10 protein-coding genes are annotated in these 12,342 nt (G+C 59.7%); 5 read left to right on the top strand and 5 right to left on the bottom strand.

Going from position 1 to position 12,342, the window contains the following annotated elements:
• The first annotated feature begins 36 nt into the window (after positions 1 to 36).
• Positions 37 to 1,497, top strand: a complete 1,461-nt coding sequence (gene rhlB / locus J1G34_RS05135) for an ATP-dependent RNA helicase RhlB (protein ID WP_065885869.1) — start codon at positions 37 to 39, stop codon at positions 1,495 to 1,497.
• Positions 1,498 to 1,642: 145 nt separating this feature from the next.
• On the opposite strand, the gene moaE is transcribed toward rhlB, so the two are convergent.
• From moaE to J1G34_RS05110, 5 genes are all read right to left on the bottom strand, one after another.
• Positions 1,643 to 2,092: a molybdopterin synthase catalytic subunit MoaE gene (moaE, locus tag J1G34_RS05130; RefSeq protein WP_065897346.1), complete on the bottom strand. Its 450-nt coding sequence runs from the start codon at positions 2,090 to 2,092 to the stop codon at positions 1,643 to 1,645.
• A 2-nt stretch (positions 2,093 to 2,094) separates the two neighbouring features.
• Positions 2,095 to 2,337: a MoaD/ThiS family protein gene (locus J1G34_RS05125; protein ID WP_065895319.1), complete on the bottom strand. Its 243-nt coding sequence runs from the start codon at positions 2,335 to 2,337 to the stop codon at positions 2,095 to 2,097.
• Positions 2,334 to 2,807, bottom strand: a complete 474-nt coding sequence (gene moaC / locus J1G34_RS05120) for a cyclic pyranopterin monophosphate synthase MoaC (RefSeq protein ID WP_056858942.1) — start codon at positions 2,805 to 2,807, stop codon at positions 2,334 to 2,336. The genes J1G34_RS05125 and moaC overlap by 4 nt, the downstream gene beginning before the upstream one ends.
• A gap of 151 nt (positions 2,808 to 2,958) precedes the next feature.
• On the bottom strand, positions 2,959 to 4,353 hold the full coding sequence (locus J1G34_RS05115; protein WP_065885865.1) for a PhoH family protein: 1,395 nt from the start codon (positions 4,351 to 4,353) through the stop codon (positions 2,959 to 2,961).
• A gap of 340 nt (positions 4,354 to 4,693) precedes the next feature.
• Entirely contained in the window at positions 4,694 to 5,818 is a 1,125-nt protein-coding gene (locus J1G34_RS05110; protein ID WP_222993473.1) for a polysaccharide deacetylase family protein, read from the bottom strand.
• Positions 5,819 to 6,062: 244 nt separating this feature from the next.
• Between J1G34_RS05110 and yaaA the strand changes: the two genes are divergently transcribed.
• The 4 genes from yaaA (at position 6,063) to J1G34_RS05090 (ending at position 12,318) form a co-directional block, all read left to right on the top strand.
• Positions 6,063 to 6,842: a peroxide stress protein YaaA gene (gene yaaA, locus J1G34_RS05105; RefSeq protein WP_005785021.1), complete on the top strand. Its 780-nt coding sequence runs from the start codon at positions 6,063 to 6,065 to the stop codon at positions 6,840 to 6,842.
• A gap of 1,391 nt (positions 6,843 to 8,233) precedes the next feature.
• Positions 8,234 to 9,550, top strand: coding sequence for a nucleotide sugar dehydrogenase (locus J1G34_RS05100; RefSeq protein WP_057724657.1), 1,317 nt, complete (start codon positions 8,234 to 8,236; stop codon positions 9,548 to 9,550).
• A gap of 83 nt (positions 9,551 to 9,633) precedes the next feature.
• On the top strand, positions 9,634 to 11,115 hold the full coding sequence (gene alg8 / locus J1G34_RS05095; RefSeq protein ID WP_163001686.1) for a mannuronan synthase: 1,482 nt from the start codon (positions 9,634 to 9,636) through the stop codon (positions 11,113 to 11,115).
• 36 nt (positions 11,116 to 11,151) lie between these two features.
• Positions 11,152 to 12,318, top strand: coding sequence for an alginate biosynthesis protein Alg44 (locus tag J1G34_RS05090; RefSeq protein WP_065895316.1), 1,167 nt, complete (start codon positions 11,152 to 11,154; stop codon positions 12,316 to 12,318).
• Positions 12,319 to 12,342: the final 24 nt, after the last annotated feature.

Below are 12,342 nucleotides of genomic sequence, written 5' to 3'. Positions count from 1 at the left end.
CACTGGCCGGCGTACATTCCTTAACCAATTAATGAGATGACCGTGCTCAAAGCACTCAAGAAGATGTTCGGCAAAAGCGAGGCTGAGCCGCTCGCGCCTGTTCCCAGTGCTCCCGTCCCGCCAACCGGCAGCCGCAATGACGGCAGGCAGCCCGCCCGCACGGCACCTGTTGCCCAGCCAAACGTGACAGCGCCTGAACAGACAAGACCGGTTGAGGTCGCTGCCGCGCCGGTCGCGCCAAAGCCTCGCCGCGAGCACGCCCCAAAGCCGGTCGTCATCCCGTGGAAACTCGAAGATTTCGTCGTCGAGCCACAGGAAGGCAAGACCCGCTTCCACGACTTCGACCTGGCCCCGGAACTGATGCACGCCATCCAGGACCTGGGCTTCCCGTACTGCACGCCGATCCAGGCGCAGGTGCTGGGCTTCACCCTGGCCGGCAAAGACGCCATCGGCCGCGCCCAGACCGGCACCGGCAAGACCGCCGCGTTCCTGATCTCGATCATCACCCAACTGCTGCAAACGCCACCGCCCAAGGAACGCTACATGGGCGAACCGCGCGCGCTGATCATCGCCCCTACCCGGGAGCTGGTGGTGCAGATCGCCAAGGACGCCGCCGACCTGACCAAGTACACCGGCCTCAACGTCATGACGTTCGTCGGCGGCATGGACTTCGACAAGCAGCTCAAGCACCTCGAGGCGCGTCACTGCGACATCCTGGTTGCCACCCCAGGCCGTCTGCTCGACTTCAACCAGCGTGGCGACGTGCACCTGGACATGGTCGAAGTGATGGTGCTGGACGAAGCCGACCGCATGCTCGACATGGGTTTTATCCCGCAAGTGCGCCAGATCATTCGCCAGACCCCGCCAAAAGCCGAGCGCCAGACCCTGCTGTTCTCTGCGACCTTCACCGAAGACGTGATGAACCTCGCCAAGCAGTGGACCACCGACCCGTCCATCGTCGAGATCGAGGCGCTGAACGTCGCCAGCGAAAACGTCGAGCAGCACATCTATGCCGTGGCCGGTGCCGACAAGTACAAATTGCTCTACAACCTGATCAACGACAACGGTTGGGAACGCGTGATGGTCTTCGCCAACCGCAAGGACGAAGTGCGCCGCATCGAAGAACGCCTGGTGCGCGATGGCGTCAACGCCGCGCAACTGTCCGGCGACGTGCCGCAGCACAAGCGCATCAAGACCCTGGAAGGCTTTCGCGAAGGCAAGATCCGCGTGCTGGTGGCCACTGACGTGGCCGGGCGCGGGATTCACATCGACGGCATCAGCCACGTGATCAACTTCACCCTGCCGGAAGTGCCGGATGACTACGTACACCGTATCGGTCGTACCGGGCGTGCCGGGGCTGCGGGCGTGTCGATCAGCTTTGCCGGGGAAGATGACTCGTATCAGTTGCCGTCGATCGAGACGCTGCTGGGGCGCAAGATCAGCTGTGAGACGCCGCCGACGCACTTGCTGCGGGCTGTTGAGCGCAAACGCCCTTAAGCTGAAATGCAATAAAAGTCTGGGAGGGGGCTTGCCCCCGATAGCGGTGGGTCAGCTAGACATAAGCTGGCTGATCCACTGTCATCGGGGGCAAGCCCCCTCCCACATTTTGATCTCTGCTGGTTTTGAGATCTGTCCCGGCTGGCTATTTCCAGCGATCTGCTGCCGAGTGATCACTGGCCCGCCCTTCAACCCAACGCGCACCTTCCGGCGTGTTCTCTTTCTTCCAGAACGGCGCACGCGTTTTCAAGTAATCCATCACAAACGCACAGGCATCGAATGCCGCCTGACGATGCGCACTGGCAGCCGCCACAAACACAATCGGCTCACCCGGCTCCAGCGCGCCGATGCGATGCAGCACCTCCAGCTTGAGCAGCGGCCAGCGCTGCTCGGCCTCTACGGCGATCTTGGCCAGGGCTTTTTCGGTCATGCCCGGGTAGTGTTCCAGAAACATCCCCGACACGTCGCGGCCGTCATTGAAATCGCGTACATAGCCGACAAAACTCACCACCGCGCCCACGCCCACATTGGCTGCGTGCATGGCGTTGACTTCGGCACCGGGATCAAAGGCCTCGACCTGCACACGAATGGCCATGCTCAGCCTCCGGTCACGGGCGGGAAAAACGCGATGTCGTCACCAGCCTGCACCGGTTCATCAAGGCCGCACAGTTCCTCATTGCGTGCGCACATCAGGCTGCTCTCGTTGAGCACTGCAAACTCCGGATCACCGGCCAGCGCCAGGCGCACAGCATCGACCGTAGCAAACTCGCCTTCCATCTCCAGCGAATCAAAGCCCACCGCTTCGGCGTAACGCGCAAAAAACAATACGTTGATGCTCATGCCTGGTCCGCCTTGAAATGCCCGCTTTTACCGCCCAGCTTTTCCAGCAGGCGAATACTTTCGATGGTCATGCCGCGATCCACGGCCTTGCACATGTCGTAGATGGTCAGTGCCGCGACACTCGCCGCCGTCAGCGCTTCCATCTCTACACCGGTCTGCCCGGAAAGCTTGCAGCGCGCCAGGATATGCACGGCATCCACGCCATCGGCGCGCAGTTCCACCTTGACGCCAGTGAGCATCAGCGGGTGACACAGGGGGATCAAGTCACTGGTTTTTTTCGCCGCCTGGATCCCGGCAATGCGGGCCACGGCAAACACGTCGCCCTTGGGATGGGCGCCGTCGACAATCATTTTCAGGGTGTCGGGCAACATGCGCACCCGCGCTTCGGCCACGGCTTCACGGAACGTCACGGCTTTGTCGGTGACGTCGACCATGTGGGCGCGACCTTGGGAATCGAGATGAGTCAGCACAGCGATACTCCTGATCAGGAGCAGCGATTGTAAACCCAACACAGAACAAAATGTGGGAGGGGGCTTGCCCCCGATTGCGGTGGGTCAGTCAACAGAGATGTTGAATGTGCCACCGCTATCGGGGGCAAGCCCCCTCCCACATTGATCGCGTTTACAAATGAGACTCGGCGTACTCGGCCAGAATCGAACGTGGTACGCCCTGCAGCGCGATGTGCACGCCGTTCGGGAAGTCCTTGAAGCGTTCCGTCAGGTAAGTCAGCCCGGAGCTGGTCGCGGACAGGTAAGGGGTGTCGATCTGTGCCAGGTTGCCCAGGCACACCACTTTGGAACCGGCGCCGGCACGGGTGATGATGGTTTTCATCTGGTGCGGGGTAAGGTTCTGGCATTCGTCGATCAAAATCAGGCTCTGCTGGAAGCTGCGACCTCGAATGTAGTTGAGGGATTTGAACTGCAACGGCACTTTGCTGAGGATGTAGTCGACGCTGCCATGGGTGTTTTCGTCATCCATGTGCAAGGCTTCGAGGTTGTCGGTGATCGCCCCCAGCCACGGCTCCATTTTTTCCGCCTCGGTGCCGGGCAAAAAGCCGATTTCCTGGTCCAGGCCCTGCACGCTGCGGGTGGCGATGATGCGGCGATAGCGCTTGGTCACCATGGTCTGTTCGATGGCGGCGGCCAGGGCGAGGATGGTTTTCCCCGAACCTGCGGCGCCCGTCAGGTTGACCAGATGAATGTCCGGGTCGAGCAGCGCATACAGCGCCAGGCTCTGATAGATGTCACGCGGTTTCAGGCCCCAGGCTTCCTGATGCAACAGGGGTTCCTGATGCAGGTCGAGGATCAGCAGCTTGTCGACCTGAATCTCCTTGATCCAGCCCACGAAGCCCTGCTCGTCGACGATGAATTCGTTGATATGCACTGCCGGCAGGTTGTCGGTCAGTTGCACCTGATGCCAGGTGCGGCCGTGGTCCTGGCGGGTTTCGACCTTGCTGACGCGGTCCCAGAACGAGCCGGTCATCATGTGATAACCACGGGACAGCATCGACACGTCGTCCACCAACTGGTCGGTACTGTAGTCCTCGGCAGCGATCCCACACGCTCGTGCCTTGAGGCGCATATTGATGTCTTTGGTCACCAGCACCAGGCGCAGGTCCTTGTCGCGCGCGTGCAGGTCGATCAATTGGTTGATGATTTTGTTGTCGTTGAGGTTTTCCGGCAGCAGGCTGCTGGGCTCGCTGCGTTTGTTCATCAGGATCGACAGCAACCCCTTGGGCCCGCTCTTGCCACGCTGGATCGGCACGCCGACTTCAACGTCCTCGGGCGAGGCTTCGCCCAGGGTCTTGTCGATCAGGCGGATGGCCTGGCGGCATTCGGCAGCGACGCTGTGGTGGCCGCTTTTGAGTTTGTCCAGTTCCTCCAGCACGATCATGGGGATGGCGACGTGGTGTTCTTCAAAGTTAAGCAGTGCGTTTGGATCGTGAATCAATACGTTGGTATCAAGCACATAAAGGATTGGCTGGTCGGAAGAAGGGGTGCGTCCATGATCATCCATACTCGGTCACCTTTGTGGGAGCCAGTCGACGCAATACCTGGGCGGTGCTGCGCCTCGATTCGACCACCGACTGCACCTGGTGTGACGTCAAGTGCAGTGCCCACATTAGGAGTCTTGGAAGACGCCACCTGTGCTGCAGGTTTCGGCGGTCTGACTTCGTAATACCGCAAAACCCATGACAGGAAAAAGCACTTTGACGCTTTTTTGAAGTTTATTTTTCAGGATGACGAATAGCACTAGCCGAGTGCCATACACCCCGTTAAAGTCGGAAGTCCGCCTGCATCGAAATGTCGCGGCAAATCACCCCGAAAATCCCCCTCGACCAACAGGGCCGGGCATTTCATCGAAATGCTTCACGACAGTCCTGCCAACCCAGGCCACTCTGCGCCGTCGACTGCAACAACATTGGCAATGCCACCCGCGCCTTGTCCTGGGGATCATGGAACACAATCACGCCTTTGCGCCACAGCAGCATCAGCGTCAGCACCCGCTGCGCCGACTCTTCGGCCTTGAGCTTGCCCGGATCGTCCTGGGAATCGATGTCCCATAGCGCCACTTGCAGACCCTGGGCCTGAAAGAAGCCCTGGCTGTCCGCGCGCCGTTGCCCGTAAGGCGGCCGAAACAGCGGCACATAGTTTTCCGGCAGCAGGTTTTGCACCAGTGATGCACTGCGGGTGATGGAGTCCTGCCAATCGACCCAGTGGCTGTGAGAGCGATACTGCCAACCCTGGATACCCACGCACTGCCCCTGGTACAACGCCTGCACATCCGCAGCGGAACTGCGCTCCACACGGGTTTGCAGGCTGCTGCCGAGGGCGAAGAACGTGGCGTTGATCTTTTGCTTGCGCAGGTAATCGGCGAGCCAGTCGGTATTGCCGCCGACCGTTGCCGGGCCGCCATCGAAGGTCAGCAGGAACATGCGATCGTTAAGCTCATCGCCATTGCGCTCGTGGTCGCCAAAGCGCGCCACTTCGCTGCTGATCTGCGGCATCAGCGCGGCCTTGCGCAGCAGTTCATCGAGATAGCGCTCATGAAAGTGCCGGCTGGGCGCGGCCCAGCCTATATAGAACGAGTCGTCACTGACGGCGAACTTGCCGGCCTGCTCGCGCAGGTCGTCCATGTTTTCCACCAGATAACAGAACGAAGCGTCCTCTTCGCAGCTTTGCTGGGCGAACGTGTAGTTCTCCAACAGCCGCTGCCAGAGTTGGCGGCGCAGGTCGTCGATTGCGGCCAGGTTGATGATCTTCAGGCCCAGGCGCTGCTTGAGCGCGGTTTCGTCCAAGGCTTCGCTGACCAACAGGCCGTGGGCAAACATCAGGATTTCCGCCCGCGAGGCCACATCGAACAGCGCCGGGCTGGCGAGTTTTTCCGGCCAGGTGGCGCGGTCGAGGCTGGCGACATCAACCGGCGCGGCCTGGGCATTCAGGCAGAGCAGGCAAGCCGATAATAAAAGCGCTAATCGCACACGGGGTCTCCCTCTCCAGAGTTACCGCCCATCATAGCGGACTGCCCCGCCCTTTTTGTGTAGGCGCGAGCTTGCTCGCGAAAAACGTCTGGGCACCGCGTTTATTCAGCCTGCCAGCATTATCGTTGACGACTTTCGCGAGCAAGCTCGCGCCTATACAAAAACCGGGGCCTATTGGCTTGATAGGTGGAGTCGAACGCTCCAACCCCCTAGAATCGCGCACACGATTCCAGGAGCCAACTTCATGCTGATGGTGATTTCCCCCGCCAAAACCCTCGACTTCGAGTCCAAGCCGGTCACTGCGCGCTTCACCCAGCCGCAGTACCTGGACCATTCCCAGGAACTGATCGAGCAACTGCGCGAACTGAGCCCGGCGCAGATCAGCGAGTTGATGCACGTCTCCGACAAGATCGGCGGCCTCAATGCCGCCCGCTTCGGCAGCTGGACGCCCGCTTTCACCCCGGCCAATGCCAAGCAGGCCCTGCTGGCGTTCAAGGGCGATGTATACACCGGCCTTAACGCCGAAACCTTCAGCGATGCCGATTTCAGCTACGCCCAGGACCACCTGCGCATGCTCTCCGGCCTCTACGGCCTGTTGCGCCCGCTGGATTTGATGATGCCGTACCGCCTGGAGATGGGCACCAAGCTGGCCAACGCCCGTGGCAAGGACCTCTACGCGTTCTGGGGCACGCGCATCAGCGAATGGTTGAATGAAGCGCTGGCCGCGCAAGGCGACGACGTGCTGCTCAACCTGGCCTCCAACGAATACTTCTCGGCGGTCAAGCGCACGGCCCTGAACGCGCGAATCATCAACACCGAGTTCAAGGACCTGAAAAACGGTCAGTACAAGATCATCAGCTTCTACGCAAAAAAAGCCCGGGGCATGATGAGCCGGTTTGTGATTGAAGAACGCATCAACGATCCGGCCAAGCTCAAGCAGTTCGATGTGCAGGGCTATCGCTTCAATGCAGAGCAGTCCAAGCCGGATAACCTGGTGTTCTTGCGCGATCACGCACCGGAATAAGGCCGTACGGAGACTGACGATCAAATGTGGGAGGGGGCTTGCCCCCGATGGCGGTGGTTCAGCTACAAACAAGCTGGCTAAAAGACCGCTATCGGGGCATAGGTATCTACACCACTCTGTAGCCCCCAAACGTAACCACGATGCGAAGCGAGTCGCTCTTGATCTTGATCTGCTTTTGATCTTGATCTCAGGCGCCCCGTTAAACCACGCTGGCCGAACGCAGGCTTGAATCCGTGGGCAACCCGGCAGGACGCCGGGTTAGCCGCACTGGGCCATGGATGGCCCATTGCGGCGGCCCACGGATTCAAGCCTGCGTTCGGGCACACCGAGCCTGGGCGAGGTGCCGAGTGGTGGGGCAAGAGCCCTTTTGGTTACTTTTGGGGCTCTTTTCCAAAAGTGACCCGCTGTAAAAGCGGAACCAATAGAAGCCGTTACCGCAGAAACGGATATGTACTCGGTCTGATCCAGCATCCTGGTCGGCCCTGAGGCCCCCATCGGGGGCAAGCCCCCTCCCACATTTGGATCTCGGAGCGTCAGGTAGATACGCGTTATCCCCTCGCCACAGGTGCGGTGTCGCACCAAAATTGTGTAGATACCTATGGCTATCGGGGGCAAACCCCTCCCACATTTTGATGGTATTCCAAATCAGCGAAACGTCACTTATTTGACGCCAGAAAAACACTCAGACACAACCCTAACGATTTATTCACTCGACATTCATCGTTTTTTTTCGTAGTGGCACCACTTTTTTTATTCAGTAGTGGCACAAAACTATCCCCTCGCGCCAACTCCCCACAACTACTGGTCTAAATAGCAAGTGCTATCAATATACTACCAGTGCCATCTTTCCTAATATTTCAAGAAATTTCCGGAAACAGGATGAGCGGCCAGGAACTTCGTCCTGAAGCACCGCTCATACCACCGGTAACGAAATTCTCTGCTGCTGTAAGAGATGACTTACATAACGACCAATGGAAGTAGTCAAGTTGTCTTAAAACACTTTGACTCTATGGTCACACCATCAACTGATCGAGTTAAGGGTGGCGATAAGTACGCATTGCTATCCCCTACAGGCCAAGGCAGCGCTGACCTAAATGAGCCCGTGCAACCACCCAAGGCATTGAGAAAAAAGGCAATTTGCCTGCATCGATACCTTGCCGCACCGGCGCCGAAGTCTTCCTCCAGGGAAGCACGGCTGCATTTCAGGGCAAGCCCCAATAATAAGGCCTGGCTGCGCACAACTTGAGTGCACTAGTGAGTCACTCGTTTATTCAACATGCCTGCACGCGATAAGTCGGCGTCTATTCGCCTAACTTTTGCGGCATCAGTGACGCTTGTAAACATGAACTCCGGCCATCTAATGGCATGATTTAAATATTGAGGTAATTGCGATGCGCATCAGCATATTCGGTTTGGGTTACGTTGGCGCAGTATGTGCCGGCTGCCTGTCTGCCCGTGGCCACGAAGTGGTCGGCGTAGACATCTCCAAGGAAAAAATCGACCTGATCAATGCGGGTAAATCGCCGATCGTTGAGCCGGGTCTGGGCGAGCTGTTGAGCCAGGGTATCCAGACAGGCCGACTGCGTGGCACCACCAACTTCGCCGAAGCCATCCGCGATACCGACCTGTCGATGATTTGCGTGGGCACGCCGAGCAAGAAAAACGGCGACCTGGAACTCAACTACATCGAATCGGTATGCCGCGAGATCGGTTTTGTCCTGCGTGACAAGACCACCCGCCATACCATCGTGGTGCGCAGCACCGTACTGCCGGGCACCGTCGCCAACGTGGTGATCCCGATCCTCGAAGACTGCTCCGGCAAGAAAGCCGGCGTCGATTTCGGCGTTGCGGTCAACCCGGAATTCCTGCGCGAATCCACCGCCATCGCCGACTACGACCTCCCACCGATGACCGTCATCGGCGAGTTCGACACCGCTTCCGGCGATGTCCTGCAGTCGCTCTACGAAGAACTCGACGCACCGATCATCCGCAAGGACATCGCCGTTGCCGAGATGATCAAGTACACCTGCAACGTGTGGCACGCCACCAAAGTCACCTTCGCCAACGAGATCGGCAACATCGCCAAGGCCGTCGGCGTCGATGGCCGTGAAGTGATGGACGTGGTCTGCCAGGACAAGACGCTCAACCTGTCCCAGTACTACATGCGCCCGGGCTTCGCTTTCGGCGGCTCGTGCCTGCCCAAAGACGTGCGCGCCCTGACCTACCGCGCCGGCTCCCTGGACGTGGAAGCGCCGCTGCTCAACTCGCTGATGCGCAGCAACGAATCCCAGGTGCAGAACGCCTTCGACATCGTTTCCAGCCACGACAAGCGCAAAGTCGCCCTGCTGGGCCTGAGCTTCAAGGCCGGTACCGATGACCTGCGTGAAAGCCCGTTGGTAGAACTGGCGGAAATGCTGATCGGTAAGGGCTACGACCTGAGCATCTACGACAGCAACGTCGAGTACGCCCGCGTGCACGGTGCGAACAAGGACTACATCGAAGGCAAGATCCCCCACGTGTCGTCCCTGCTCAACTCGGACTTCGATGATGTGATCAACAACTCCGACGTGATCATCCTCGGTAACCGTGACGAGAAGTTCCGTGCCCTGGCGCATAACGCTCCGGAAGGCAAGCAAGTGGTCGACCTGGTGGGCTTCATGTCCAAGGCCACCAGCGTAAGCGGCCGTACTGAAGGTATTTGCTGGTAACAGCAACGGCAAGTTTCAGGCTGCCAGTGGCTTAATCCCCAGCGCTTGCAGCCTGAAGCCTCCTCCCCTTCCGGATGACGCTTATGTCCAAGTTAAAACATGTATTTCTGCAAGCCGCCGGCTGGCTGTTGTTTCTCAGCCTGCTGATGGGACTCGCCCTGCTGTTGCCGGCGAGCACCTTCGATTCGCAATCGAAGAATTTTATTTTCCTGATTGGCGCCGTCGGTATCTGGCGCTACTCGATGGGCGCAACGCATTTCTTTCGCGGCATGCTGTTCCTGTACGTGGTGTACCCGCACCTGCGCCGCAAAGTGCGCAAGCTGGGCAAGGCCGCCGACCCATCCCATGTGTTCCTGATGGTCACCAGCTTCAGGATCGATGCGCTGACCACTGCGCAGGTCTACAGCTCGGTGATTCGCGAAGCCATCGAATGCGGCTTCCCCACCACCGTGGTCTGCTCGCTGGTGGAAATGTCCGATGAGCTGCTGGTCAAGAGCCTCTGGGAAAAAATGAACCCACCGGCTCACGTCAAGCTCGACTTCGTGCGCATCGCCGGTACCGGCAAGCGCGACGGCCTGGCTTTCGGTTTCCGCGCCATCTCGCGCCACCTGCCGGATGACCGCGCCGTGGTGGCCGTGATCGATGGCGACACCGTGCTGGCCGAAGGCGTGGTGCGCAAGACCGTGCCGTGGTTCCAGCTGTTCGGCAATGTCGGTGGCCTGACCACCAACGAATTCTGCGAAGTGCGCGGCGGCTACATCATGAGCGAGTGGCACAAGCTGCGCTTCGCCCAGCGCCACATCAACATGTGCTCCATGGCCCTGTCCAAGCGCGTGCTGACCATGACCGGGCGTATGTCGGTGTTCCGCGCCAGCGTGGTGACTGACCCGGGCTTTATCGCCGACGTGGAAAGCGACTCGCTGCAACACTGGCGCCTGGGCCGCTTCAAGTTCCTCACCGGTGATGACAAGTCCAGCTGGTTCAGCCTGATGCGCCTGGGCTACGACACCTTCTACGTGCCGGATGCCGCGATCAACACCGTGGAACACCCGCCGGAAAAGAGCTTTATCAAGGCCAGCCGTAAGCTGATGTTCCGCTGGTACGGCAACAACCTGCGCCAGAACTCCCGCGCCCTGGGCCTGGGTGTGCGCCGCCTCGGTGTGTTCACCAGTGTGGTGCTGTTCGACCAGCGCGTGTCGATGTGGACCTCCCTGCTCGGCCTGACCGTGGCAATCATCGCCACCTTCAAATACGGCGGCGCGTTCATCCTCGCGTACCTGCTGTGGATCGGCATCACCCGCCTGATCCTTACGCTGCTGCTGTCGTGCTCCGGCCACAAGATCGGCCCGGCCTATCCGCTGATTCTCTATTACAACCAGATCATGGGCGCGCTGGTGAAGATCTACGTGTTCTTCCGCCTTGATCAACAGTCCTGGACCCGCCAGGACACCAAACTGACCCGCGATTTGGCCAGCTTTCAACGTTGGTTCAACACCTGGTCGTCTCGGACCATGACCTTCTCCGCCGGCAGCATTTTCGTCGCCGTGTTGCTGATGATGGTCTGACCCTGCCAAGCCTGAATTAACTTAAGGAATGCCCTGATGAACAGCCAAGTAAACGCCAACGTAGTCCACGAATCCGAAGCCCAGCGCCAGCACGCCCGGGTCAAAATCCCGGCCAAGCTGCGCTTCTTCAACACCGACCGCACGCAGACCGAAGCACGGGTGATCGACTTGTCCGCGGGCGGCCTGGCGTTCACCGCCACCCAGCCGCTGACCATCGGTGAGGTGCACAAGGGTCGCCTGCAGTTCGTGATCGACAACCTCGGTCTGGCGATGGATGTGGAGCTGCAGATTCGCTCCTACGACCGCCAGACCGGCCGCACCGGCTGCCAGTTCCAGAACCTCGATGCCCAGGATATTTCCACCCTGCGCCACCTGATCACCTCGCACTTGTCCGGTGACATCGTGACCATGGGCGACGTGCTGGCCACCTTGCAACGCGACAACTTCACCAAGGCCCGCAAGGTCAAGGACGGCGGCAGCAACATGAGCGCCTTTGGCCGCTTGCGCGCCGTGACCTTCAGCCTGGCGATCTTCCTGGTCGGCCTCGCCGCGTTCGGTTTCGTCTTCAAGTCCCTTTACGGCATGTACTTCGTCAGCCACGCCCAGGCAGGTATCGTCAGCGTACCGGGCATGAACGTGACCATGCCGCGTGACGGCACCGTGCAAAGCCTGCTCAAGGGTGACGCGGTAGCGGCCAAAGGCGCGCCGCTGGCGACCTTCAGCACCAGCATGCTCGATGTGCTCAAGGGCCACCTGGACGAAGACCAACTGCAACCGGCCAAGGTTGAAGAACTGTTCGGCAAGCAAATGACCGGCACCCTGACCTCGCCGTGCGATTGCGTGGTCGCCCAGCAACTGGTCGCCGACGGCCAGTACGCCAGCAAGGGCGATGTGATCTTCCAACTGGTGCCGCGTGGCAGTCAGGCTAACGTCGAAGCCCGCTTCACCTACCGCCAGTTTGGCGATGTACGTCCAGGTACGCCGGTGAGCTTCCAGGTCGCCGACGAAGAGCAGGTGCGCACCGGCACCATCGTCAGCAGCACCAGCCTGAACAGCGCCGACCTGTCCTCCGACATCCGCGTGCAGATCAAGCCGGATGCCCCGCTGGACAGCACCTACGCCGGCCGCCCGGTGGAAGTCACCAGTGACCGCGGCCCTTCGCTGAACTGGCTGATCGATAAAGCCATGGCTCACGGTCTGTAAGCGAGGACATGCCTGTGAACCCTA

This window comes from Pseudomonas sp. Wu6, assembly GCF_019891515.1.
Taxonomy (GTDB): domain Bacteria; phylum Pseudomonadota; class Gammaproteobacteria; order Pseudomonadales; family Pseudomonadaceae; genus Aquipseudomonas; species Aquipseudomonas orientalis_A.
Note: the sequence above shows the minus strand (reverse complement) of the source record. Positions and strands in the feature narration are given on the sequence as shown.

Excerpts from the sequence above, each read along its gene's own strand:
- J1G34_RS05100 (WP_057724657.1), top strand. The coding sequence starts at position 8,234 with ATGCGCATCAGCATATTCGGTTTGGGTTACGTTGGCGCAGTATGTGCC.
- moaE (WP_065897346.1), bottom strand. The coding sequence starts at position 2,092 with ATGGCCATTCGTGTGCAGGTCGAGGCCTTTGATCCCGGTGCCGAAGTC.
- J1G34_RS05125 (WP_065895319.1), bottom strand. The coding sequence starts at position 2,337 with ATGAGCATCAACGTATTGTTTTTTGCGCGTTACGCCGAAGCGGTGGGC.
- rhlB (WP_065885869.1), top strand. The coding sequence starts at position 37 with ATGACCGTGCTCAAAGCACTCAAGAAGATGTTCGGCAAAAGCGAGGCT.
- J1G34_RS05115 (WP_065885865.1), bottom strand. The coding sequence starts at position 4,353 with ATGGATGATCATGGACGCACCCCTTCTTCCGACCAGCCAATCCTTTAT.
- J1G34_RS05090 (WP_065895316.1), top strand. The coding sequence starts at position 11,152 with ATGAACAGCCAAGTAAACGCCAACGTAGTCCACGAATCCGAAGCCCAG.
- yaaA (WP_005785021.1), top strand. The coding sequence starts at position 6,063 with ATGCTGATGGTGATTTCCCCCGCCAAAACCCTCGACTTCGAGTCCAAG.
- alg8 (WP_163001686.1), top strand. The coding sequence starts at position 9,634 with ATGTCCAAGTTAAAACATGTATTTCTGCAAGCCGCCGGCTGGCTGTTG.